Origin of the sequence: Achromobacter sp. RTa, from assembly GCF_000757485.1 — a bacterium.
GTDB lineage: Bacteria > Pseudomonadota > Gammaproteobacteria > Burkholderiales > Burkholderiaceae_B > Achromobacter.
The window spans coordinates 142,975-165,518 of the sequence record NZ_JPYO01000046.1; the positions used below are offsets into that span (position 1 = coordinate 142,975).

Sequence of the window (22,544 nt, forward strand, 5' to 3'; positions counted from 1 at the left end):
GCTCAGCCGGCCGTGCAGCCCGGTTTGCGGGGCAAGGCCGTGCCGGGCCGCAGGCTCAGCGCGGCGCGGCCGGAGGCCTGTGTCAGCTGCAGGGTGGCGGCGCGCCAGGCCGGGACCTGGTCGAAGGCCACGTCGGGCGTGGCGGTGGTTTTGGACAACGCGTCCGGCCGGTCGAACTGGATGGAAGGCAGGCCCAGGCACGTATCCTTGAAGTCCAGGCGCGCCAGTTCGCGGCCGTCGCTCATGCGCACGGCCCGGAACGCCAGCGGGGTGCTTACGAACTTGGTGATGGCGGGCACGAGCTGCCGGTAGCCATAGGCGTCCGTGACGTAGTGGGTGGGTTCGACCTCGACCGCGTCGCGGCCGGGCGGGACCGCCAGATAGGCCACGCCGTCGGCCACGTCCAGCAGCTTGCCGGGCCCGATGTTCAGCGCTTTCAGGGGCGCGTGGCGGATCATGACGGTTTCGTTCCAGGACGTGGATATCCGCGTCCAGCCCGGCAGGCGCGCGTCCTCGAAGCGGGTGACGGCAAGACGGTCGCGTTTCGGGTCGTCGGACACGGCGAGCCGGGTCACGCGCAGTTTGCCATTGGCGACCTGCAGGTGCGCGAGCGCCGTGCCCGCGCTGGAGCTGGTGAAATAGGCCAGAACGGCATCCGTCTCCAGCGCCTTGGCCGTGGACGCGCAGAAGAAGGCGCGGGCCGCGATGTCCTTGCCGCCTGGATAGAGCAGGGCGCCGACCTCCTTGCCGCAGAGCTCGGCGCCGCCATACGTGATGGTGGTGCGGCGGGAGGCCTGGCGCTGGCCGGTGTTCCAGTCGCTGCGGCTGCCGGTGACGGCGTCCACCACCAGCCCGTGATTGTCGTAGATGACCGCCGCGCCGGCGGGCGCGGCTAGCAGGCCGAGCAAAAAAGCGGCAACGCGGTTCCTCGTCATCGGCGGGCTCCCTGGCATGGCTGGAGGAATGAATATATACCCCAGGATCCCGCCGGACTTGGGCCGCCCGACAGCGCTACTGCGGTCCGAGCTTGCGGATCAGGCCGTCCAGCATGTCGAGTTCGGCGGGCAGCAGATCCGTCAGCGGCGCGCGCACCGGGCCGGCGTCGTGGCCGACCAGCTTGGCGCCCGCCTTGACGATGCTGACCGCGTAGCCGGGCACGCGGTTGCGGATTTCCAGGTAGGGCAGGAAAAAGTCATCGAGCAGCCGGTTGGTGGTGCCGTGGTCGCCCGCCGCGATGGCGCGGTAGAACTCCATCGCCGTGCGGGGCACGAAGTTGAAGACGGCCGACGAGTAGACCGGCACGCCCAGCGCCCGATAGGCGGCGGCGTAGACCTCCGCGGTGGGCAGGCCGCCCAGGTACGAGAAGCGGTCGCCCAGCTTGCGGCGGATGCGGACCATGGCCTCGATGTCTCCTACGCCGTCCTTGAAGCCGATCAGGTTGGGGCAGCGTTCGGCCAGCTGGGCCAGGCTGTCCGCCGACAGACGGGATTGCGCGCGGTTGTAGACGATGACGCCGATCCTGACCGATTTGCACACTTGCTCCACATGAGCGGCGATGCCTTGCTGCGAGGCTTCCGTCAGGTAGTGGGGCAGCAACAGGATGCCCTTGGCGCCCAGGCGTTCGGCCTCCTGGGCGTAGGCGATCGCGCTGCGCGTGGGGCCGCCCGCGCCGGCCAGGATGGGCACCTTGCCGGCGCAGGTCTGCACCGCGGTGCGGATGACGTCGGAATATTCCTGTGGCGCCAGCGAGAAGATTTCTCCGGTGCCGCCGGCGGCGAACAGGGCGGTCGCGCCGTACGGGGCGAGCCACTCCAGGCGCTGCGCATAGGTCCTGGCGTTGAAGTCGCCGTTCTGGTTGAAATCGGTCACCGGAAAGGACAGCAAGCCTTCCGAAACGATGTCCTTGAGTTCCTGCGGGGTCGTCATGTTGCGTTCATCCTTGGGCGGGCGCCGCCAGCGCCTGGCTGGCTTGCGGTCTTGGGTCAAAAGAGATCGGTCATCGTACAACATCGTTCCCCCCCAAACAAGGTGAATTCATAAGAGGGCAGTCCGGATATCAAGGGGAAACCCGGAATTTATTTTCCGATATTTTCGGCGTTATTCTCTGAGTTGTACGATAACTTGTCGGATGACCGGGATCAGCCGGCGATCCATGCCTAAGGATGCTTCATGCAGGTTGCGGAACAACGGGCGCCAGTGCTCATCAAGATCCACCCCAACGACAACGTGGCCATCGTGGCCAGCGACGGCGGCTTGCCGGCGGGCACGGTCCTGCCGGATGGCCTGCGGTTGGCGGAAGCCGTGCCGCAAGGGCACAAGGTCGCGCTCGCGGACCTCGCCGAAGGCGATGAGGTCGTGCGCTACAACGTCGTGGTCGGCTACGCCGCGCGGTTCCTGCCGCGCGGCAGCTGGGTCAATGAACGCGTCACCACGATGCCGGCGGCGCGCAGCCTGCGCGATCTGCCTGTGGGCACGCGCGCCGAGCCGCTGCCCACGCTTGAGGGCTATACCTTCCAGGGGTTCCGCAACGCCGACGGTACCGTCGGCACGCGCAACATCCTGGCCATAACCACCACGGTGCAGTGCGTGCAGGGCGTGGTCGAGCACGCGGTCGCCCGTATCCGCCGGGAGCTGTTGCCGCGCTACCCCAATGTGGACGAGGTGGTGGGGCTGGAACATACCTACGGCTGCGGCGTGGCGATCGATGCGCCCGGCGCGTCTATCCCGGTCCGCACGCTGCGCAACCTCAGCCGCAATCCGAATTTCGGCGGCACGTCCATGGTGGTCAGCCTGGGCTGCGAAAAGCTGCAGCCGGACCGTCTCCTGGCCCCCGACGCCATCCCGATCCGCCTGGGCGAAGGCATGGGCGCGGACGGCGTGGAGACCATCGTGCTGCAGGACGAGGAGCTCGTCGGTTTCGAAGCCATGGTCGAGCGCATCATGCAAACGGCCGAGCGGCATTTGCGCAAGCTCGATGCGCGCCGGCGTGAGACCTGTCCCGTTTCCGATCTGACGGTGGGCGTGCAGTGCGGCGGCAGCGACGCCTTCTCCGGCCTGACCGCCAATCCCGCGGTCGGCTTCGCGACGGATCTGCTGGTGCGCGCGGGGGGCACGGTGATGTTTTCCGAGACCACCGAGGTGCGCGACGGGATCGATCAGTTGACCGCCCGCGCGGCCACGCCGGAGGTGGCGGCGGCCCTGGTGCGGGAAATGGCCTGGTACGACGATTACCTCCAGCGAGGCCTGGCTGACCGCAGCGCCAATACCAGCCCGGGCAACAAGAAGGGCGGGCTGTCGAACATCGTGGAAAAGGCCATGGGCTCCATCGTCAAGTCGGGTTCTTCGCCCATCCACGGCGTGCTGTCTCCGGGCGACCGCCTGACGCACAAGGGCCTGATCTTCGCCGCCACGCCAGCCAGCGATTTCATCTGCGGCACGCTGCAGCTGGCCGCCGGCATGAACCTGCATGTTTTCACCACCGGCCGGGGCACGCCCTACGGGCTGGCGCAGGTGCCGGTGATCAAGGTGGCAACGCGCTCGGCCCTGGCGCGGCGCTGGCATGACCTGATGGACGTGGACGCGGGCGTCATCGCCTCCGGCCAGGCGAGCATCGAGGACGTGGGCTGGGAACTGTTCCGGCTGATGCTGGACGTGGCCAGCGGCAGGAAGCAGACCTGTGCGGAGCGGCTCAAGCTGCACAACGCGCTTGCGCTGTTCAACCCGGGTCCGGTGGCCTGACGGCCGCCGGCCGTCCCCGCGACCCGCAGAAGAGAAGACCTAGAGGAGACAGCATGAACCCGAGCAAGAGACAGTTCCTGGGCGGCGCCGCGGCGCTTTGCCTTGCGCCGTGGGTGCCTGCCTGGGGGCAGTCGCCCGACTGGCCGACGCGGCCGGTCCGCATCATCGTGCCTTATCCGCCCGGCGGCTCGTCGGACATCATCGCCCGGCTGCTCGCGCCCCGGCTGAGCGAGGCCTTGAAGCAGACGGTGGTGGTCGAGAACAAGCCCGGGGCCAATGGCAATCTTGGCGCCGGGCTGGTGGTGCAGTCCGCGCAGGAAGGCCACACGGTGCTGTTGTGCGACGTGGGCGCGCTGGCGATCAGCCCGTCCGTGTATACCAAGCTTTCCTTCGACCCATCGAAAGACCTGCGGGCGGTGGGCATGCTGGCCTATTCGCCGCATGTGCTTGCCGTGCACCCGGACGTTCCCGCGCGGACGGTGCCGGAACTGGTGGCGTTGTCGAAGAAGCAACGCGTGAACTTCGCCGTCACCGCCATCGGCAGCGCGCCGCACCTGGCCGCGGTGGCCGTGCAGCAGGCCACTGGCGCGGAGTGGGAGTACGTGCCCTACAAGGGCGGTTCGCAGGCTGTGACGGACACTATCGGCGGGCAGACCCAGGTCATCATGAACGGGCTGCTGGCCACGCTGCCCCACATCAAGGCGGGCAAGCTGCGGCCGGTCGCGATCTCCAAGCGGGAACGCATGCAGCTCGTGCCGGACATCCCGACCATCTCCGAGCAGGGCGTGGCCGGTTTCGAGTCCGGCACCTGGCAAGGGGTGATGGCGCCGGCCGCCACGACGGACCCCGTGGCCAACCGGCTGTCGGAACTGCTGGCCCAGATCGTCAGCCAGCCGGACGTGAAGGCGCAGCTGAACGAGCAGGGCGCGGAAATCGTCACGCGCAATCCCGCTGAATTGGGGCAGTTCTTCAACAGCGAACGCGCCCGTTGGGCCATGGTGGTGAAAAGCACGGACATCCGGCTGGATTGACGGGCGGGCCGGCGTGCTCCGGCTCCGTCTTCCTGGACAGGCCGTGCGCGGCGGGTGCACACTGGATCTGTCCCGCGTTCGTCCAGGCCCCGGCGCGACGCGGGCCGGCAGCCGCGGCGCCCTGGCAAGGGGCCGGGCATCCAGGGGCGGAGCATGCCATCATGAAAACCGTATGGGCGGCGGCGCTGCTGGCGGTGGCCTGTGCGCAGGCCGCCGCGCAAGGCGGCACCCCCGCCGCGCCCCGGCCCCCGTCTTCGGCCCGGGTCATTCCCGATTCCTGCGTCGGCTCCGCCTGCCCCAGGCTGATCAATCCCGGGACGGCGGCCGAGCCCTGCCTGGGTGTCGGCTGCGCCAACGCGGGCCGGCCGCCGGGCCCGCCCGCGCCGCCCTCCAGCAGCCCCAGCCGCCAGCCGGGGTGGGTGAGCCCGGCGCCATCGCGTCTGCCGCCCATGCCGGCGCCGCGGGGCCAGCCCTCGGGGCCGCTGACTCCCGCGCCTCCGCTTCCGGCGCCGCGCTGATGCCCGCAAATTGCGCTTCCGGCATAAAAACCGGAAAAAAAAGCGGAAAAAATTTCCCTTAAAAATCAGTTGTGCATTAAATTAATGCATGTATATCAATGATATATATATGTGAAAAGTGGAATAAAAACCGGAAAAATGTACGACTCTCCGCACCAGTTTTTGCCCTTGCTGCCAGCCGAACACGTGTTGGGGCCTTATCTCGAACGCGCGGCCGCGGTCGTCAACCAGGCTGCCGAACTTGGCGGGCTGGCGCATTCGAGCACTCGCGCTACGCTGCACGAGCTGCTTCGGAACATGAACTCTTACTACAGCAACAGGATCGAGGGCCAGAGTACAACTCCGAGGAATATCGACGCGGCGCTGCATGACAAGTATTCGGACCGGCCGGAAATCGCGCAATTGCAGCGCATCGCCGTCGCCCACATCGAGGCCGAAAGAGAGGTCGAACTTCAGGCAACCAAGGTTTCGCCACTGAACGCGGACTTTATCAAGATCGCTCACCACGCCCTATATAGCCGTCTTGCGCCAGCCGATCGCACGAGCAAGGACGGCCTGGTCGTGGAGCCGGAAACTCTGCGGGAAATCGATGTCGCCGTCGGCCGTCATCGGCCGCCTTCGTGGCAATCTCTCCCGAGATTCATGGAGGCGTTCACGGAGCAATACGATCGGCGGCGAGCGAACGATTCCCAACTTATTGCCATCGCTTGCGCGCACCATCGCATGGCTTGGATGCATCCGTTCGCCGATGGCAACGGGCGTGCCACGCGATTGCAGACCCACGCCGCCATGTTGCCGATTACCAGGGGCCTATGGTCGGTCAATCGAGGCCTGGCCAGGGGGGTGCGAGACTATTACGATTATCTGGCCGCGGCGGACGCGCCTCGGCAGGGAGATCTGGACGGACGGGGAAATCTCACGCAGAAGGGATTGGTCCAGTGGATCGACTACTTTCTCGGCGTATGTGAAGACCAGGTTTCTTACATGCGCGACATGCTGGCGCTAGATTCGATGAAGGCGAAGATCAATGCGTGTGTCCTCGTAGAGACAGCGAGGGGACGGCTGCGGGCGGAGGCCGCCTTGCCCATTTACCACCTTTTCGCGGCAGGCCCAGCCACGCGCGGCGAGTTCATTCAAATGACAGGCCTGAGCGAGCGTACTGGACGGTCTCTATTGTCGGCCGCATTGAAGTGCGGCCTGATCGCGTCCGACACTTCCCATGCACCGGTCCGGTTTGCCTTTTCGCTGGAATCCTTGCCCATACTGTTGCCGGCGCTGTATGGCGCGGAATAGCGCCAGCTAGCCCGCCATCCGCATATACGCCCGGTAAGGCTCCGATGACGCCATGCTCGCGAGCAACTCGCGCAGAATGCCTTGCACGATTTTCACGGCCTGGGTCAGGGGCCGGCTGGACGCGGTGGCCAGCATCAGCCGGGTCGACAGGCCCGGGTTCACGATCCTGCGGGCGACTAGCTGGCCGGACGCCAGTTCGCGCACCACGGCGGGCACGCCCAGGACGGTGTGCGCCAGCCCTTCCAGCACGATTTCCTTCATCAGCTCCAGCGCGTCCATTTCAAACGCCACGTTCAAGGGCTTGTCCTCCTGGGCCGCGGCGTGCTCCAGCGTGCGGCGCAAGCCATGGCTGCGCGTGGGGAGCGCCAGGGGCAGGCCGCGCAACTGCTCGAATTCGATCGAGGCCTGGGCCCGCGCCGCGGGCGCCAGGTTCTGCGCCGGCGACACCAGCAGCAGGTCCAGCTCGGCCAGGGGATCCACCGCCACGTGCTGGGAACGCCGCGCGTCGTGCAGCACGGCGATGTCGACGCGGGCGTTGGCCAGCCATTCGTGCACGTAGCCGCTGTAGCCGGTGACCACGTTCAACCGGATGCGCGGGTGGCGCTTCCAGACTTCCGCTACCAGCGGCATGCCGACCATGTGGCAAAGCGTCGGCGTCAGGCCCAGCGTGACCTGGCCCGAGGGCGACTTCTGCTCGTCATGGAATTCCGTCACGACTCGGGTCATCTGCGTCAGCAGGGGGCGCAGCTGATCTAGCAGTTTCTCGCCTTCGGGCGTCAGCGATACGCCGCGGCCATTGCGGTAGAGCAGGGGGCAGCCGCATTCGTCTTCCAGCTTGCGCACCTGCCGGCCCAGCGCGGACTGGGCGATGCCCAGCACCGACGCGGCCTTGGAGAAGCTGCCGGAATCGGCGACGTGGATAAGGTTCTCGATCTTGCGCAGGTCCATCGCGGTGCATCGGGCCTGCGCGAGGGCGCGCGGGGCCGGCGTTCCTTGTGTGCGTTTTCTGTATATCTGATAGGCAGAGTATGCCTACATGGCGCCCCGCCAGCCACCCTAGAATTCAGGCGAATCCCTTCCGCGCGCCCGCGCTCGCCCATCCAGTCCGGCCATTCATGACACATTCTTCCGAACCGATCACGTCCGCCCACGCCATGCTCGGGATCTTCGCCCGCAATGGCATCGACCGCGTTTTCCTCGTGCCGGGGGAAAGCTACCTGGGCGTGCTGGATGCCTTGCATGATTTCCCGGGCATCGACGTGCTGACCTGCAGGCACGAAGGCGGGGCGAGCTTCATGGCTTGCGCGGATGGCCGGCTGACCGGCAGGCCGGGCGTGGCGATGGTGTCCCGGGGGCCGGGCGCGGCCAACGCGGCCATCGGCGTGCATGCCGCGCAGCAGGACGGCGTCCCCATGATTCTGCTGATCGGACAAGTGCCCCGCAAGGACCTGCGCAAGGAGGCCTTCCAGGAGATCGACTACCAGCGCATGTTCGGCTCCATCGCCAAATGGGTCCACGAGGTGGCGGAGCCCGAAGACCTGGCCTGGGCGGCCTTGAAAGCCGTGCGGGTGGCGAGGTCCGGCACGCCCGGGCCCGTGGTGCTGGTGGTGCCGGAGGACGTGCAGCAGGCGGCGGTGCCCCCGCGGGACTGGGTGGCCGAGCTAGCCAGCCCGACCCAGCCCGCGCCCGCCACGCTTGCGCGCGTCCAGGCCTTGCTTGCAGCGGCCCGCAGGCCGCTGATCATCGCGGGCGGCGCTTTCAACGCCCCGGGCGGCCGCGACGCCTTGCGGGCCCTTGCCGAGCGGCACGGCATACCCGTGGCGGTGTCGTTCCGGCAGCACGACATCTTCCCGAACACGCATGCGCTGTATGCCGGGGACCTGGACCTGGCGACGCAGGCCGCGCAGGTGGCGGCCTTCGATTCGAGCGACCTGATCCTGGCGCTGGGTACGCGCCTGGGCGACATCACGACGCAAGGCTATACGTTTCCCGCCTATCCCAGGCCGGCGCAGACGCTGGTGCACTGCCACGCCGACGCGCATATCGTGAACCAGCATTTCACGGCGGACGTGGGCATGATTGCGGATCCGGTGGCGACGGCGCAGGCGCTGGCCGCGCTGCCGGCCACGGGAAACGGCACGGCGCGGGGCGACTGGGCGGCCTCGCTGCGGGCCATCCGCGAACGTACCGCCGCCTGGCCCAACCCGCGGGCGGACGACGGCGTGCCGTTCGTTTCCTTGGTGCGCTGCCTGGCAGAGCAGGCGCCCGCGGACGCCATGATCTGCCTGGACGCCGGCACGTTCGCCGCGCCGGTGTACCGCCATTTTCCCTTCGTCTATCCGCAACGGCTGATGGCGTCGCAGTCCGGCGCGATGGGCTACGGTACGCCGGCGGCCATCGCATCGCAGCTGCGCCATCCGGCGAGCAAAGTGGTGTGCCTGGTGGGCGACGGCGGCTTCATGATGACCGGCAACGAGATGATGGCCGCGGCCGAGCGCGGCCTGCCGATCCTGTTCATCGTATCCAACAACAATTGCTATGGATCCATCCGGCTGCACCAGGCGCGCGCCTATCCCGGGCGCTACGTGGGCACCAACCTCGCCAGCCCGGATTTCACGATGATGGCGCGCGCCTTCGGCATGCAGACCGAGCACGTCACCCGCCCGGAACAGGTCGCCGCCGCGGTGGCTAGGGGGCTGGCGTCCACCGTTCCGTACTTCCTGGAGGTCAAGACCAGCCTGGGCGCGATCCTGCCGGCCGGCGCCGACAAGGCGGCCGGCATCGACCTGCTGCGCCGCGGCGAATCGGCGCCGGCTCAGTCGCGATAGCCGGGATCCTTCCTGTCCATCAGGCGCAGCATGGCGGGCCATTCCAGTTCGCCGAAAGGCCGGCGCGTGGTGGGCTGGTACAGGTGCCAGGTCTTTTCGACGATTTCCGGGGGCGGGACGCAGAGCTCGCGGTCGGCCGACAGGGCGTCGACCTGCGCCTTGCAGGCCATCTCCAGCCAGTACAAGGTGTTGAACGCCTGCGCGATGGTCGGCCCCACGGCCAGCAGGCCGTGGTTGCGCAGGATCATTGCTTCGGACTGCCCCAGGTCCGCCACCAGGCGTTCGCGCTCGTCCAGGTCGATGGCGACGCTCTCGTAGTCGTGGTAGGGGATCTTGGCGAAGCGCATCGCCGTCTGGGTCAGCGGCAGCAGGCCGCACTTCAGCGCGGACACCGCCATGCCCGCCCGCGTGTGCGTATGGATGACGCATTGCACGTCATGGCGCGCCCCGTGCACGGCGCTGTGGATAACGTAGCCGGCGGCATTGATGCCGTACTCGTCCTGTGGATTGCTCAGCACCCGGCCGTCCAGGTCGATCTTGACCAGGCTGGACGCGGTGATTTCGTCGTACATCATTCCGTAGGGATTGATCAGGAGGTGATCATCCGAGCCGGGGATGCGGGCGGTGATGTGGTTGTAGATGAGGTCGCTCATGCCGAAATGCGCGACCAGCCGGTAGCAGGCGGCCAGCTGGATGCGGGTATCCCGTTCCTCGGGGCTCATGGCGGAAACCGTGCTCATGGTTATTGCTCTCCCATTCAGTCCGTGGCTTTGACGTTGAAGTCGCGGACCACCTTGCCCCACGACTCGTATTCCGTTTTCATCATGGCGCCGAAGGCGGCGGGCGACGGAGTGGTGCGGACCTGAGCGCCCAGGTCCGCCAGCTTGTCGCGCACCGCCGGGTCCGCCAGCACCGCATTGACTTCCGTGGCCAGCTTTTCCTGGATCCGCGGCGGGATGCCGGCCGGGGCGATCAGGCCCAGCCAGGCGCCCATATCGAAGCCGGGGAACCCCTGCTCGGCCACGGTGGGCACGTCCGGCAGGCTCGGGACCCGCTCGGGCGTGCTGACCGCCAGCGCCTTCAGCCGGCCGGCCTTCACCAGGGCCAGCGAAGACACCATGGTATCGAAGGTGGCGTAGGTCCGCCCGCCCACGATGTCCGTCTGCGCCTGGCTGCTGCCCTTGTAGGGTACGTGGATCATGCTGGCGCCGGCCTTGGCGAGCAGGACGGAGGTCACCAGGTGGCTGGTGGTGCCCACGCCGGTCGTGGCGTAGGTGTACTGATTCGGCCTGGCCTTCACCGCCGCGAGGAATTCGCTCAGGTTGTGGGCGGGATTGTCCGGGCTGACGACGAACAGGTAGGGCAGCCAGGTCAAGAGGCCGATGGGCGCGAAGTCCTTGCGCGCGTCGTAGTTGAGGTTGGGATAGACGTGAGGGTTGATGGCCTGCGGCGCGGAGGCGCCGATCATCAGCGTGTAGCCGTCAGGCTTGGCGCGCGCGCCCAGGCCCGCGGCGATGGAGCCGCCCGCGCCGGGCTTGTTCTCGACGATGAACTGCTGGCCCAGGCGCTGGGCCAGGCGGTCGCCCAGCATGCGCGCGACGGTGTCGGTCGCCGTGCCGGGCGGGAAGCCCACCAGGATGGTGACCGGCTTGGCGGGATAGGGGGCCTGCGCGCACGCCGGCCCGGCCGCCGCCCATGCCGCCCCGGCAAGCAAGGCCGCCAGCGCGGCGCGGCGCCATGAAGGACGAGCCGTCCCGGGGGCGGGTTGCCTCCCGCCTCGCGTTATCGCATTGCGCATCGTTGTCTCCAGTCATTGTTCTGATGGCGGGAGAGCGCCTGCGCCTGCCCGCAACGGGCTCCTCTCGGGTAGCCCGTCGCCGTCCACGGTCGCACAAGCCCGGGCAGCCTTCAATGATGCTGGCGGCCAAGCAGATAGCTCGAAATGGCATAGACGGCGGACGCCGGGCAGGCGTCCGCCGGAGGGATCAGGCCGTCAGGCTGATCCAGGTCGTCTTCAGGTCGCTGTACTTGTCCAGCGCGTGCAGCGATTTGTCGCGGCCGAAGCCCGATTGCTTGACGCCGCCGAAGGGCACGGTGATGTCGCCGTCGGCGTAGCAGTTGACCCAGACCAGGCCGGCGCGCAGGCGGCGCGAAAGCCGGTGGGCGCGCGACAGGTTGGCGGTCCACAGCCCGGCGCCCAGGCCGTAGACCGAGTCGTTGGCCAGCCGGACCGCATCGTCCTCGGTGGCGAAGCGCTGGGCCGCGAGCACGGGGCCGAAGATTTCCTCGCGCACCAGGCTGTTGCCCTGTTCCGCGCAGTCGAAAATGGTCGGCTCGATGTAGTAGCCGCCGGTGGCGCCCCGGGCCTGGCGGCCGCCCAGGCGCAGGCGAGCGCCTTCGGCGGCGCCCGCCTCGATGCGGGCGAGCACGCCGCGCATCTGCCGTTCGTCGACCATGGCGCCCATGGCGGTGGCGGGATCCAGCGGGTCGCCCGGCTGCAGCGCGGCGGCGTGGACGGCGACTTTCTCCATGAAAGCGTCGTAGATGCCGTCCTGGACGTAGAGCCGGGATCCGGCGATGCAGACCTCTCCCTGATTGGAGAAGATGCCCAGGGCGGCGGCCAAGGCGGCGCGGTCCAGGTCGGGGCAGTCCTCGAACACGATGTGGGGCGACTTGCCGCCGCACTCCAGCCAGACGCGCTTGAGGTTCGACTGCCCCGAATACTCCATGAAACGCTTGCCGGTGGCCGTGGAGCCGGTGAAGGCGATGCAGTCCACGTCCGGGTGCAGGCCCAGCGCCTGCCCGGCCTGCGCGCCCGTGCCGGGCACCACGCTGAAGACGCCCGCGGGAATGCCGGCTTCCTCCGCCAGCGCCGCCAGGCGGATCGCCGACAGCGAGGCCTGCTCGGCCGGCTTGAGGATGACGCTGTTGCCGGCGGCCAGCGCCGGCGCGACCTTCCAGGCGGCCATCATCAGCGGATAGTTCCAGGGCACCACGGCCGCGACCACCCCCAGCGCCTCGCGCGTGATGGTGGCCAGCGCGTCCGCGCCGGTGGGCGCGATCTCGTCGTAGATCTTGTCTATGGCCTCGGCGTACCAGGCGTAGCAGCGGGCGGTTTCTGGCACGTCGAAGGCGAGCGCATCGCGTATCGGCTTGCCCATGTCCAGCGTTTCGAGCAGGGCGAGTTCCTCGCGGTGCGCTTCGATCAGCGCCGCCAGGCGCAGCAGGCGTTCCTTGCGCTGGCGCGGGGCCAGGCCGCTCCACACGCCGGCCTCGAAGGCGCGGCGCGCGGCCAGGACCGCGCGGTCCACGTCGGCCGCGCCGCAGGCGGCCACGTCGGCCAGCTTGCGGCCGTCGATGGGGCTGGTGGACGCGAACGTGGCGCCGTCCGCCGCGTCGCAATAGGCGCCGTCGATGTAGGCGCGGCCGTTGAACGACAGGGAGGCGGCCTTGGCGCGCCAGTATGCGGTGTCTTGGGTCATGGCTATGCCTGCTTGTGGTTGGCGCGCGCCACCATGGCGTCGAGCAGCACGTTGCAGCCGGCCTCCAGGTCGGCGGGCTTGGCGTCTTCGATTTCGTTGTGGCTGACGCCGTCCTTGCACGGCACGAAAATCATGGCCGTGGGCGTGACGCTGGCCATGTAGACGGCGTCGTGGCCGGCGCCGGTGACGATGTCCATGGCGGCCAGGCCGCGGCGGGCCGCGCCGTCGCGCACCTTGCCCACCAGATCGGGATCGAAGGGCGTGGGCGCGAAGTACTGCACGTCCTTGACGTCCACTTCCACGTTGTGGCGTTTGGCGATCTCGGCGCAGGTTTCCTTCCAGCGCTGGTCCATCCGGGCGAGCGTGGCCTCGTCCTCGTGGCGCAGGTCCGCGGTGAAGCGCACCTGTCCGGGGATGACGTTGCGCGAGCCGGGATGCGCGTGGATTTCCCCGACCGTGCCGCGGCCGTGCGGCTGGTGGTCGTTGGCGATGCCGACCACCGCCTGCAGCAGGTAGCTGGCGGCGTACAGCGCGTCGCGGCGGATCGGCATCGGCGTCGGGCCGGCGTGCATTTCCATCCCCGTGACGACCACGTCGTACCAGCGCAGGCCGAGCGACCCGGTCACCACGCCGACCACTTTCTCTTCATGCTCCAGGATGGGGCCCTGTTCGATATGCGCCTCGAAGTACGCGCCCACCGGGCGTCCGCCCACGGGATCGGGCCCGGCGTAGCCGATCGCGGCCAGTTCGTCGGCCACCGACTTGCCGTCGCGGTCCGTGGCGGTAAGCGCCACTTCCAGCGGGAATTTGCCGGAGAACACGCCGGAACCCATCATCACGGGCACGAAGCGCGAGCCTTCCTCGTTGGTCCAGATCGCCACTTCCAGCGGCGCCTCGGTCTGGACGCCATGATCGTTCAGGGTGCGGATGACCTCGAGCCCGGCCAGCACGCCGTAGCAGCCGTCGAACTTGCCGCCGGTGGGCTGGGTGTCGATATGGCTGCCCGTCATGACGGGAGGCAGGTCGTTATTGCGGCCGGCGCGGCGCGCGAAGATATTGCCCACCTGGTCCACGCGCAGCGTCATGCCGGCTTCGCGCATCCAGCCCGTGACCAGATCCCGGCCCTGGCCGTCCAGCGCGGTCAGCGCCAACCGGCAGTTGCCGCCCTTGGGCGTGGCGCCGATCCGGGCCAGATCCATCAGCGACCGCCACAGCCGCTGTCCGTCGATAGAGATAGTCGTCGTCATGTCGAAAGTCCTTGCTAGTCAGTGGGCGGCGCGGGCCAGCGCCGCTTCGCGGATGCCCATCAGCGTTTCGCCCGGCGAGATGCCGTTGGCGTCGTACCGGATCTCCAGCAGCGCCGGAAGGTTCTCGCGCTGCGCGAAGGCCAGCGCCCGTTCGAAGGCCGGACCGAAGTCGGCGGTATTTTCCACGGCCTCGCCAAAGCCGCCGTAGCCGCGGATGATCTGGGTGAAATCGGGGTTTTCGAAGGACAGCGCGATGGCGCGCGCCGGGAACTCGCGTTCCTGGTGGGCGCGGATGGTGCCCCAGATGCCGTTGTTGAACACCAGCACCACCACGCCCAGGCGGTATTGCAGCGCCACGCCCAGTTCCTGCATGTTCATCTGGAAGCAGCCGTCGCCGGCGTAGCAGACCACGGTGCGCTTGCGGTCCTCGAGCTTGGCGGAGATGGCCGCGGGCAGCCCGTAGCCCATGGATCCGACCGTGGGCGTGAGGCTGGTGCCGGGGCCGGCGTAGCGGCGGTAGCGGTGCGGGTACAGGGCGTAGTTGCCAGCGCCCACCGTGATGCAGGCGTCGGCCGGGACATGGGCGTCGACATAGGCGGCGGCCTCGTCCAGGCTCATGGGCCCGGGCGAAGGCAGCGGCGCCAGGCTGTCGACGAGCTCCTGGTGGGCGGCGCGCACGGCTTGCCCGCGAGGCACGGCGTGGCCGGGCGCCAGCGTGGCGGCGGCGGCCGCGAAGCTGGCCACGTCGGCCACGATGGCCTGCGTGGGCGAGAACACGCGGCCGAGTTCGCCGGCCTCGGGATAGACGTGGATCAGTTTCTGGCGCGGCAGCGGGCTTTCGATCACCGTATAGCCTTCGGTGGTGGCCTCGCCCAGGCGGGTGCCGACCGCCAGCACCAGATCGGCGTCGAGCAGGCGCTGGCGCAACGCGGGCGTCATGGCCCAGCCCACGTGGCCGGCGGCATTGGGATGGCGCTGGTCGAAGGCCTCCAGGCGGCGCCAGGCGGTGCCGACCGGCAGCTCGAAGCGCTCGGCGAAACCGGCGATCTGGTCGATGGCGTCCTGGTTCCAACCGTTGCCGCCCAGCAGCAGGAAGGGGCGCTCGGCCGCGTCCAGCAGCTGGGTCATGCGCGCCAGGTCGGCCGCGCCCGGATGGCTGCGCACGCGGGTGTAGCGGGGCAGATCGGCCACGCTGGCGCGGCCCCACAGCGTGTCTTCCGGCAGCGCCAGCACTACGGGGCCCGGCCGGCCGCTGGTGGCCACCGCGAACGCGCGCGAAATGTACTCGGGGATGCGGTCGGTGCGGTCGATCTGCGCGACCCATTTGGCCATCTGGCCGAACATGCGGCGGTAGTCGATTTCCTGGAAGGCCTCGCGTTCCATGAAATCGTTGCCGACCTGGCCGACGAACAGGATCATCGGCGTGGAGTCCTGGAAGGCCGTGTGCACTCCGATGCTGGCGTTGGTGGCGCCGGGGCCTCGCGTCACGAAACAGATGCCGGGTTCGCCAGTCAGCTTGCCGTAGGCCTCGGCCATGTACGCCGCGCCGCTCTCCTGGCGGCAGACGACGGCCTCGATGGCGTCGGTGTGCTCGTTCAGCGCGTCGATGCAGGGCAGATAGCTTTCACCCGGGATCATGAAGATGCGGCGCGCGCCATGGATGCGCAATTGCTGCATCAGGATCTGGCCGCCGTTGCGTTCGGGGATTGCGGCTGGCGTCATTCGGTGTCTCCTTGTTGCGGGACGGCCTGCGCGCGGCGCTCGGCGGCCCATCGTTCGAATTGGTAGTGGCGCGCCAACAGGCGGCGCGCGGTGTTGTAGGTGGGCGGGTCTATGCGTTCGGCGTCGTTGCGGCCGGCGCGTTGCGCTTCGTGGCGCGACACGCAGTCGTGGGCGGCGGCGACCTCATCGGGCGCGGGCGTGAACACGGCGTGGATCATCGGCACCTGTTCGGCCACGGTGGCGCACTTGGACTTGAGGCCCAGGCGTCGCGCCCAGCGCAGGTCCGCTTCCAGCGCCGGCATGTCGCGATAGTTGAACGGGCAGTCGATGGGCAGGACGCCCGCCGCCGTGCAGTCCACCAGGAAGCGGGCCCGCAGGTGATGCAGCTCGATGCCGTCCTTGCCGCGCTCGGCGCCCAGGCTGGCCGTCAGGTCTTCCGCCGCCAGCAGGCACGCGGACACGCGCGGGCTGGCGGTGAGAATGTCGTACGCGCGATGCACGCCCAACGCGGATTCCAGCGTGGGCACGATCTCGGTGCCGCCGGCGGGCAGGCCCAGTTCGGCCTCCAGCGCGGTGATGGCCTGGTCCAGCGCCGCGATCTGCGCGGCGCTTTCGGCATGCGGAAGGAACACGGCGTCCGGCGCGCCGGGCATGACGCCGCGCAGGTCGGCCAGTCCGTCCTCGTCGAGCTTGTTGATGCGCACGGCGGCCACCACGCCCTGGGCGCGGCAGCGGGGGAACAGCGCGGCGATGCGGGCCCGGGCGGCCGGACGGTCGCCCGGCGCGGTGAATTCCTCCAGGTCGGCCACCAGGGCGTCGGCGCCGCTGGCCAGGGCGGCCGCTTGGACGTCCGCATCCATGCCGGGCACGAACATCCAGCTGCGGCGCAGGGCCGCGGGGCGCAGGGTGGGTTTAGCAGGGTTCATTGCACATGCCTCGGCAGGAAGAGCACCAGTTCAGGAACGAAAGTCAGCAGCAGCATGACCGCGGTCATGGCCAGCATCATCCAGGACAGCGGGCGCAGCGTCTGCATCATGTTGATCCCGCCGATCTTGCAGGCGGCCATCAGGTCGACCCCGACCGGCGGCGTGTTGGCGCCGATGGCCATGTTGATGGACAGCAGGATGCCGAAGTGCACAGGATCAATGTTGTAGTGCGCCAGGACCGGCATGACAACGGGCGCGACGATGATGATGACCGGGATCGCCTCCATGAAGGTGCCCAGCAGCAATAGCACCACCGTCAGCACGAGCAGCACCGCGACCCGGCTGTCGGTCCAGTCGACCAGCAGCGAGGACAGGGCCTGGGGCACCTGTTCCGCCACCAGCACCCAGGCGAACAGGCCCGACGCGCCGATGATCAGCAGGATGGAAGCGCTGCTTTCGCCGGTGGACTTGAGGTTGTCCCACAGAGACTTGAGGCTCAGCGTGCGGTACCAGAAGAAACCGATCAGCAAGGCGTAGACGATGGCGCTGGAGGCGGCCTCGGTCGCGGTGAAGATGCCGAAACGGATGCCGCCGATGATCAGCACTGGCACCATCAGCGCGGGCAGGGCGTCGACCGCGGCGGCGCGCAACTCGGGCCAGCTGAACGGCTGCCCGCCGGCCCAGTTGTGCTTGCGCGCCTGCCAGATTGCCACGCCGATCAGCGAGAGCCCCAGCAGGATGCCCGGCACGATGCCGGCCAGGAACAGCTTGCCCACCGAGGTGTCGGTAATGGTGCCGTACACGATGAGCACGATGCTGGGAGGGATGATGGTGGAGGTGGCGCCGGCGCTGCCCACCAGCGCGCAGGAGAACCCCTTGTCGTAGCCGCTGCGCGCCATGGCGGGCAACAGCAGGCTGCCGATGGCGACCACGTCGGCGACGCCCGAGCCGGACAGCGCGCCGAACATCAGGCAGGCCAGCACCGCGACGACCGCCAGCCCGCCCTTGATGTCGCCGACGATGGCGGCGCACAGGCGGACGATGCGCTGGGTCAGGCCGGCGCCGTTCATCAGCTGGGCGGCCAGGATGAAGAGCGGAATGGCCAGCAGCGTGAAGCTGTCCAGCCCCACCACGTATTGCTGCGCCGCGACCATCATGGGCGCGGAGTCGTAGACGGCCAGGTAGGCCAGGCAGGAAAGCACCAGGCCGAAAGCGATGGGCATGTCGATCAGCACCGTGACCGTGAACACGCCCATCAGGAAGAGAGCACCCGAAGACATTTTTGTCGATCCTTTACTGCTGCGGCGGGGCCGGGGAGAACATTTGCGCCAGGTGCACGACCACGGTGATCGCGCAGGCGAAGGGCAGCGCCAGGTAGACCGTGCCGGCCGACACGTCCAGCGCGGGCAGGGTCTGGTCCATCGTCAGCTCGGCCAACTGCCAGCCGGCATAGCCCAGCGTGGCCAGCCCGATGATGATGAGGGCCTGGTTGAGGCGCTCGAACGCGGCCAGGACCCGGGGATTGCGCACCATGAAGGGCAGCAGGCCCGCCATCAGGTGCGAGCGTTCGAAGCTGCAGGTGACGCCGCCGATGAAGGCGGACCAGACCAGCACCAGGCGGGGCAGCTCCTCCGCCCAGTGCGGCGTGGTGTGGGTGACGAAACGGGCGAACACCACGTAGGAGATCAGGATCGCCAGCAAGGCCACCGCCAGGGCGGCGAAGGCCTTGCTGATGCCCGACAGGATCGCGGACAGTCGGTTCAGCATTACTTGGCCTCGCGGTACTTCTGGACCAGCGCCATCAGTTCGGGGCCGTAGGTGGCCGAATAGGTCTTCCAGACCGGTTCGACGGCGGCGGCGAAGGCAGTCTTGTCCACTTCGTTGACCTGCATGCCCTTTTCCTTGAGCTGGGCGATGAACTGCTGGTCGCCGTCGCTGATCATCTTGCGCTGCGCGTCGCGCCACTTGTCGGCTGCGGCCTGCACCACCTGCCTGTCTTCGGCCGACAGGCGGTTCCAGATCGGCTTAGAGATGATCAGGTTCGCCGGTCCCCAGACGTGGCCGGTCAGGGACAGATACTTCTGCACTTCGAAAAAGGACGAGGTGTAGATGATGGACAGCGGGTTTTCCTGGGCATCGAACACCTTTTGCTGCAACGCGGAGTACAGTTCGCCGAAGGCCAGCGGAGCCGGGTTGGCGCCCAGCGCGGTGAAGGTATCCAGGCGCATCTTGTCGGGCGTGACGCGGGTCTTCAGGCCGGCCAGGTCGGCGGGCTTGGCCACCGGGCCGCGGTTGTTGGTGACGTGGCGAAAGCCGTTCTCCCACCACGAGACGATGACCAGGTTCTTCTTGTCGGCCAGCTTGGCCAGCGCGGCGCCGAGCTCGCCGTCATAGGCCTTGTAGGCCTGCGCGGAGCTGGACCAGGTGTAGGGCAGTTCCACCACGCCGAACTTCGGTTCGATCGGCTGCAGCGAACCGGAGCCGATGATGGCCGCTCCCTGGCTGCCGATCTGCAGGCCTTCGAGCATGGTCTTTTCATTGCCGAGCTGGCCGCTGGGGAACAGCACGAAGTTGACGCGGCCGGCGGTCTTTTCCTTTACTTCGGCGGCAAAGCCCTCCGCAGCCTTGTTCCAGCTGTGGTTGGGGGCCAGCACGTGCCCGAGCTTGATGTCGAGGGCATGCGCGGACAGGGGCGCCAGGCCGGCGAGTGCGAGCAGGGCGGCGGCCAGCAGGGTCTGTTTCTTTTGAGGAGCGGTGGTCATGGCGGAACTCCAGGAGCAGGGTGGGTAAGGGTTGGTTCGGATGGGCGGCAGGGTCAGTAGGACTGGGCGCGCATCGAGGCGGGCCGTCCGGGCAGGGCGATGCGGGCGCCGGTGTCGGCCAGGCCCTCGTCGCTCACGGCGAGCACCTGCATTTCGGCATCCAGGAAATTGCCGACATACAGGTAGCGGCTATCGGGACTGAAGGCCAGGCCTTCGGGCAGCGCACCGACTTCGATGGCGCCTGCGCGGGTCACGGACAGTCCGTCTATGCGCAGCAGCACGATCTGTCCGCGCGGATGGTGGAACCACTCGCTGGACGGGTTGTTCGAGCCTTGCACGATGGCCACGGCTGCATGGCGGCCGTCGGGGCTGATGGCGATGCCTTCGGGGCCGTCCTCGACCATGATGCGGTCGATCACGCGGGGCGGCGTGGCGCGCAGGTCCACCACGCTGATGGAATCCGCATGGCCGTCCGAGGCGGTCGGGCTGCCCATGTCCACCACCAGCGCCAGGGCGCCGTCGGGCGACACCACCAGGTTGAAGGGAACGAGGCCGGTCGTCATGTCCTCGGCGGGATCGTGCGTCACGCGGGGCATGCCGCCGATGTCGTCGATGCGCAGCACGGCCAGGCGGTGGGTGTCCATCTTGACCGCGTAGGCGCGGCGGCCGTCGGCGGCAAAGGACACCGCCACCACCGGCGTGCCCATATCGATTTCCCCGCAGACCTCGGCACGGCCATCGGCGATGCGCAGCACCGATACGGAGCGGCCGGCCTTGTTCGCCACCAGCGCCAGCGTGCCGGCGCGGTTGATGGACAGGCCCGAGGGCTGCAGGCCGACCTGGAGCTTCTGCTTCACCTGGGGCGGCCGGGCCACGAGGTCGATCACGTACAGATCGCGTCCGGGCTCGGGCTCCCAGCCCGCGCCGTCGGCGCGTTCCGGCCAGGCCATGGAATCGGCGACCAGGCCCAGGCGCTGGTCCGGCGTGACCGCCAGGTTGACCGGCGGGCCGAACAGCGAATTCGGCAGCGGCAGCGTGGCGATCAGTTCGGGCTCGGCCGGGTTGGCGCCCGCATCGAAAACGCACAGGCTGTCGTTGCCGGGCGCAAGAAAGCGGATCCGGCCGTCGTCCCAGGTGACCTTCTGGTCGTTGCCGACGAGCAGGAGCTGCGGGCTCGCGGTACGGTTCATGCCGCCATCTCCTGGAGCTCGGGCACGGCCAGCGTGGCGCCGATCAGTTTCTGGGTATAGGGATGGACCGGCGCGAAATACACCTGCCCGGCGGGCCCGCGCTCGACCACGCGGCCCCCTTGCAGCACCACGATCTCGTCGGCGATGTGCTGCACCACGGCCAGGTTGTGGCTGATGAAGAGATAGCCCAGGCCGCGCTCGCGCTGCAGTTCCATCAGGAGATTGAGGATCTGCGCCTGGACGGAGACGTCCAGCGCGGAGGTGGGCTCGTCGCAGATCAGCAGCTGCGGTTCCAGCATCAGGGCGCGGGCGATCGCCACCCGCTGGCGTTGGCCGCCGGACAGTTCGCGCGGGTAGCGCGCCGCGAAGGCCGGCACCAGGCCCACGGCGTCCATCATCCGGCGCACGGACGCGGCGCGCGTCGCGGCGTCGCCCATGCCGTGCACACGCAGCGGCGCAGTGAGGATTTCGTTGATGGTGCGGCGCGGGTTGAGCGAGGAATAGGGATCCTGGAACACCATCTGGATCCGCCTGGCGCGGGCGCGGGCGGGCATCGCCGCCAGCGGCCGGCCGTCCAGCAGGGCGCGGCCCTGGGACGGGGCCAGGAGGCCCAGCATCAGCTTGGCGATGGTGGACTTGCCGCTGCCGGATTCCCCCACCAGGCCGACGGTGCGGCCGGAGGGCACGAGCAGGTCGATGTCGTGCAGGATGCGGGGCGCGGGACGGCGCGAGAACAGGCTGGCGCGCCCATACTGGAAAGACAGGCCGTGCAGGCTGACGCTGGCGCTTTGGGAAGAATGTAGAGTCATGCCGAGAGGGCTCCGTGGCGCAGCGCGCCGGGTTTCACGCAGTAGCAGCGGTGGCCGCCCTCGACGCGGGCCGTGAAAGGCTGGCCGCAGCGCGGTTCGGCCGCGGGGCAGCGCTCGCGGAACGCGCAGCCGACGATGGCGGCGTCCAGCGAAGGCACGGCTCCCGCGATGGTGGGCAGCTCGGCCCGCGGCTCGGTGCGGCCGGGCTGGGGGATGCAGTTCAGCAGCATGGCCGTGTACGGATGGCTGGGGCGCTCCAGCACGGCCTGCACGCTGCCGGACTCGACGATGTCGCCGGCATACATGACGATGACGTGGTCGGCGATGCGCGCGACCAGGCCCATGTCGTGCGAGATGAACACCATGCCCAGGCCGAACTCGGCCTGGATGTCGCGCAGCAGGTCCAGCAATTCCGCCTGCACGGTCACGTCCAGCGCGGTGGTGGGTTCGTCCGCGATCAGCAGCTCCGGCCCGCACATCAGCGCCATGGCGATCATCACCCGCTGGCGCAGGCCGCCCGACAGCTCGAAGGGGTATTGCCGCATGCGTTCCTGCGGATTGACGATGCCCACGCGGCGCAGCAGGTATTCGGCGCGCTCGGCGGCCTCGCGGCGGCTGACGCGCTTGTGGCGGCGCAGCACGTCGATCAGCTGGGTGCCGATCGGGAACACCGGGTTGAGCGAGGTCATCGGATCCTGGAAGATCATGGCGATGCGGGCGCCGCGCAACTCGGCCAGCGCCGCGGGCGCCAGCCTGGCCAGATCCTGGCCGGCGAACTCCAGCGCGGCCACGCGGCGGCGGGCGGCCGCCGGCAGCAGGTCCAGCAGCGCCAGGGCGGTCAGGGATTTGCCGCAGCCCGATTCGCCCACGATGCACAGCGTCTTGCCGCGCTCCAGGCTGAAATCCACGGCGCGCACCACGTGCTTGACGTGGGTGGGCGTCTGGATGTCGATATGCAGGTCCTGGACCCGCAGCAGAGGGTGGCTGGTAGCGTTCAT

Annotated in this window: 20 protein-coding genes; 5 read left to right on the top strand and 15 right to left on the bottom strand. The window is 68.5% G+C overall.

The genetic code is table 11. The annotated features are described in order from the left end of the window. Positions 1 to 2 precede the first annotated feature (2 nt). A complete protein-coding gene (locus JL37_RS27805) occupies positions 3 to 935 on the bottom strand; it encodes a hypothetical protein (RefSeq protein ID WP_043548451.1) in 933 nt (310 codons plus the stop codon). Between the two features lie 76 nt (positions 936 to 1,011). Then, positions 1,012 to 1,926: a 5-dehydro-4-deoxyglucarate dehydratase gene (gene kdgD / locus JL37_RS27810; protein WP_043548452.1), complete on the bottom strand. Its 915-nt coding sequence runs from the start codon at positions 1,924 to 1,926 to the stop codon at positions 1,012 to 1,014. Positions 1,927 to 2,169: 243 nt separating this feature from the next. On the opposite strand from kdgD, the gene garD reads away from it, so the two are divergent. The 4 genes from garD (at position 2,170) to JL37_RS27830 (ending at position 6,580) form a co-directional block, all read left to right on the top strand. Then, positions 2,170 to 3,738 (top strand): galactarate dehydratase, encoded by a 1,569-nt coding sequence (gene garD / locus JL37_RS27815; RefSeq protein WP_043548453.1) that lies wholly within the window; start codon positions 2,170 to 2,172, stop codon positions 3,736 to 3,738. 53 nt (positions 3,739 to 3,791) lie between these two features. Beyond that, complete coding sequence (locus tag JL37_RS27820; RefSeq protein ID WP_043548454.1) at positions 3,792 to 4,769, top strand: tripartite tricarboxylate transporter substrate binding protein; 978 nt, start codon at positions 3,792 to 3,794, stop codon at positions 4,767 to 4,769. 161 nt (positions 4,770 to 4,930) lie between these two features. Then, the gene (locus JL37_RS27825) at positions 4,931 to 5,287 is read left to right on the top strand and encodes a hypothetical protein (RefSeq protein ID WP_043548455.1); all 357 of its coding nucleotides are present in this window, start codon (positions 4,931 to 4,933) and stop codon (positions 5,285 to 5,287) included. Between the two features lie 138 nt (positions 5,288 to 5,425). Continuing rightward, positions 5,426 to 6,580: a Fic family protein gene (locus JL37_RS27830; RefSeq protein WP_043548456.1), complete on the top strand. Its 1,155-nt coding sequence runs from the start codon at positions 5,426 to 5,428 to the stop codon at positions 6,578 to 6,580. 6 nt (positions 6,581 to 6,586) lie between these two features. On the opposite strand, the gene JL37_RS27835 is transcribed toward JL37_RS27830, so the two are convergent. After that, on the bottom strand, positions 6,587 to 7,528 hold the full coding sequence (locus JL37_RS27835) for a LysR family transcriptional regulator (protein WP_043548458.1): 942 nt from the start codon (positions 7,526 to 7,528) through the stop codon (positions 6,587 to 6,589). Between the two features lie 167 nt (positions 7,529 to 7,695). On the opposite strand from JL37_RS27835, the gene JL37_RS27840 reads away from it, so the two are divergent. Next, complete coding sequence (locus JL37_RS27840) at positions 7,696 to 9,408, top strand: thiamine pyrophosphate-dependent enzyme (RefSeq protein WP_043548460.1); 1,713 nt, start codon at positions 7,696 to 7,698, stop codon at positions 9,406 to 9,408. Here the strand turns inward: JL37_RS27840 and JL37_RS27845 are convergent. The 12 genes from JL37_RS27845 to JL37_RS27900 all read right to left on the bottom strand — a co-directional run bounded on the left by JL37_RS27845 (position 9,396) and on the right by JL37_RS27900 (position 22,544). After that, positions 9,396 to 10,148: a class II aldolase/adducin family protein gene (locus JL37_RS27845; RefSeq protein ID WP_043548461.1), complete on the bottom strand. Its 753-nt coding sequence runs from the start codon at positions 10,146 to 10,148 to the stop codon at positions 9,396 to 9,398. The two genes, JL37_RS27840 and JL37_RS27845, sit on opposite strands and share 13 nt — an antisense overlap. 17 nt (positions 10,149 to 10,165) lie before the next feature. After that, positions 10,166 to 11,206, bottom strand: coding sequence for a tripartite tricarboxylate transporter substrate binding protein (locus JL37_RS27850; RefSeq protein WP_052097641.1), 1,041 nt, complete (start codon positions 11,204 to 11,206; stop codon positions 10,166 to 10,168). Between the two features lie 187 nt (positions 11,207 to 11,393). Then, a complete protein-coding gene (locus tag JL37_RS27855; RefSeq protein WP_043548462.1) occupies positions 11,394 to 12,890 on the bottom strand; it encodes an aldehyde dehydrogenase in 1,497 nt (498 codons plus the stop codon). Positions 12,891 to 12,892: 2 nt separating this feature from the next. Beyond that, positions 12,893 to 14,137 (bottom strand): Zn-dependent hydrolase, encoded by a 1,245-nt coding sequence (locus JL37_RS27860; RefSeq protein WP_043548465.1) that lies wholly within the window; start codon positions 14,135 to 14,137, stop codon positions 12,893 to 12,895. Positions 14,138 to 14,155: 18 nt separating this feature from the next. Then, entirely contained in the window at positions 14,156 to 15,859 is a 1,704-nt protein-coding gene (locus JL37_RS27865; protein ID WP_043548466.1) for a thiamine pyrophosphate-binding protein, read from the bottom strand. Beyond that, positions 15,856 to 16,785 carry a CoA ester lyase gene (locus JL37_RS27870; RefSeq protein ID WP_043548468.1) on the bottom strand — a complete coding sequence of 310 codons (930 nt, stop codon included), beginning with the start codon at positions 16,783 to 16,785 and terminating at the stop codon, positions 15,856 to 15,858. The genes JL37_RS27865 and JL37_RS27870 overlap by 4 nt, the downstream gene beginning before the upstream one ends. Next, positions 16,782 to 18,065: a TRAP transporter large permease gene (locus JL37_RS27875; protein WP_043548469.1), complete on the bottom strand. Its 1,284-nt coding sequence runs from the start codon at positions 18,063 to 18,065 to the stop codon at positions 16,782 to 16,784. The genes JL37_RS27870 and JL37_RS27875 overlap by 4 nt, the downstream gene beginning before the upstream one ends. A 13-nt stretch (positions 18,066 to 18,078) precedes the next feature. Further along, on the bottom strand, positions 18,079 to 18,552 hold the full coding sequence (locus JL37_RS27880; RefSeq protein ID WP_043548470.1) for a TRAP transporter small permease: 474 nt from the start codon (positions 18,550 to 18,552) through the stop codon (positions 18,079 to 18,081). Then, positions 18,552 to 19,547 carry a DctP family TRAP transporter solute-binding subunit gene (locus tag JL37_RS27885; RefSeq protein ID WP_043548471.1) on the bottom strand — a complete coding sequence of 332 codons (996 nt, stop codon included), beginning with the start codon at positions 19,545 to 19,547 and terminating at the stop codon, positions 18,552 to 18,554. Before JL37_RS27885 ends, JL37_RS27880 begins: the two co-directional genes overlap by 1 nt. 53 nt (positions 19,548 to 19,600) lie before the next feature. After that, complete coding sequence (locus JL37_RS27890) at positions 19,601 to 20,737, bottom strand: YncE family protein (protein ID WP_043548472.1); 1,137 nt, start codon at positions 20,735 to 20,737, stop codon at positions 19,601 to 19,603. Continuing rightward, positions 20,734 to 21,546: an ATP-binding cassette domain-containing protein gene (locus tag JL37_RS27895; protein WP_043548473.1), complete on the bottom strand. Its 813-nt coding sequence runs from the start codon at positions 21,544 to 21,546 to the stop codon at positions 20,734 to 20,736. Before JL37_RS27895 ends, JL37_RS27890 begins: the two co-directional genes overlap by 4 nt. Continuing rightward, on the bottom strand, positions 21,543 to 22,544 hold the full coding sequence (locus JL37_RS27900; RefSeq protein WP_043548474.1) for an ABC transporter ATP-binding protein: 1,002 nt from the start codon (positions 22,542 to 22,544) through the stop codon (positions 21,543 to 21,545). Before JL37_RS27900 ends, JL37_RS27895 begins: the two co-directional genes overlap by 4 nt.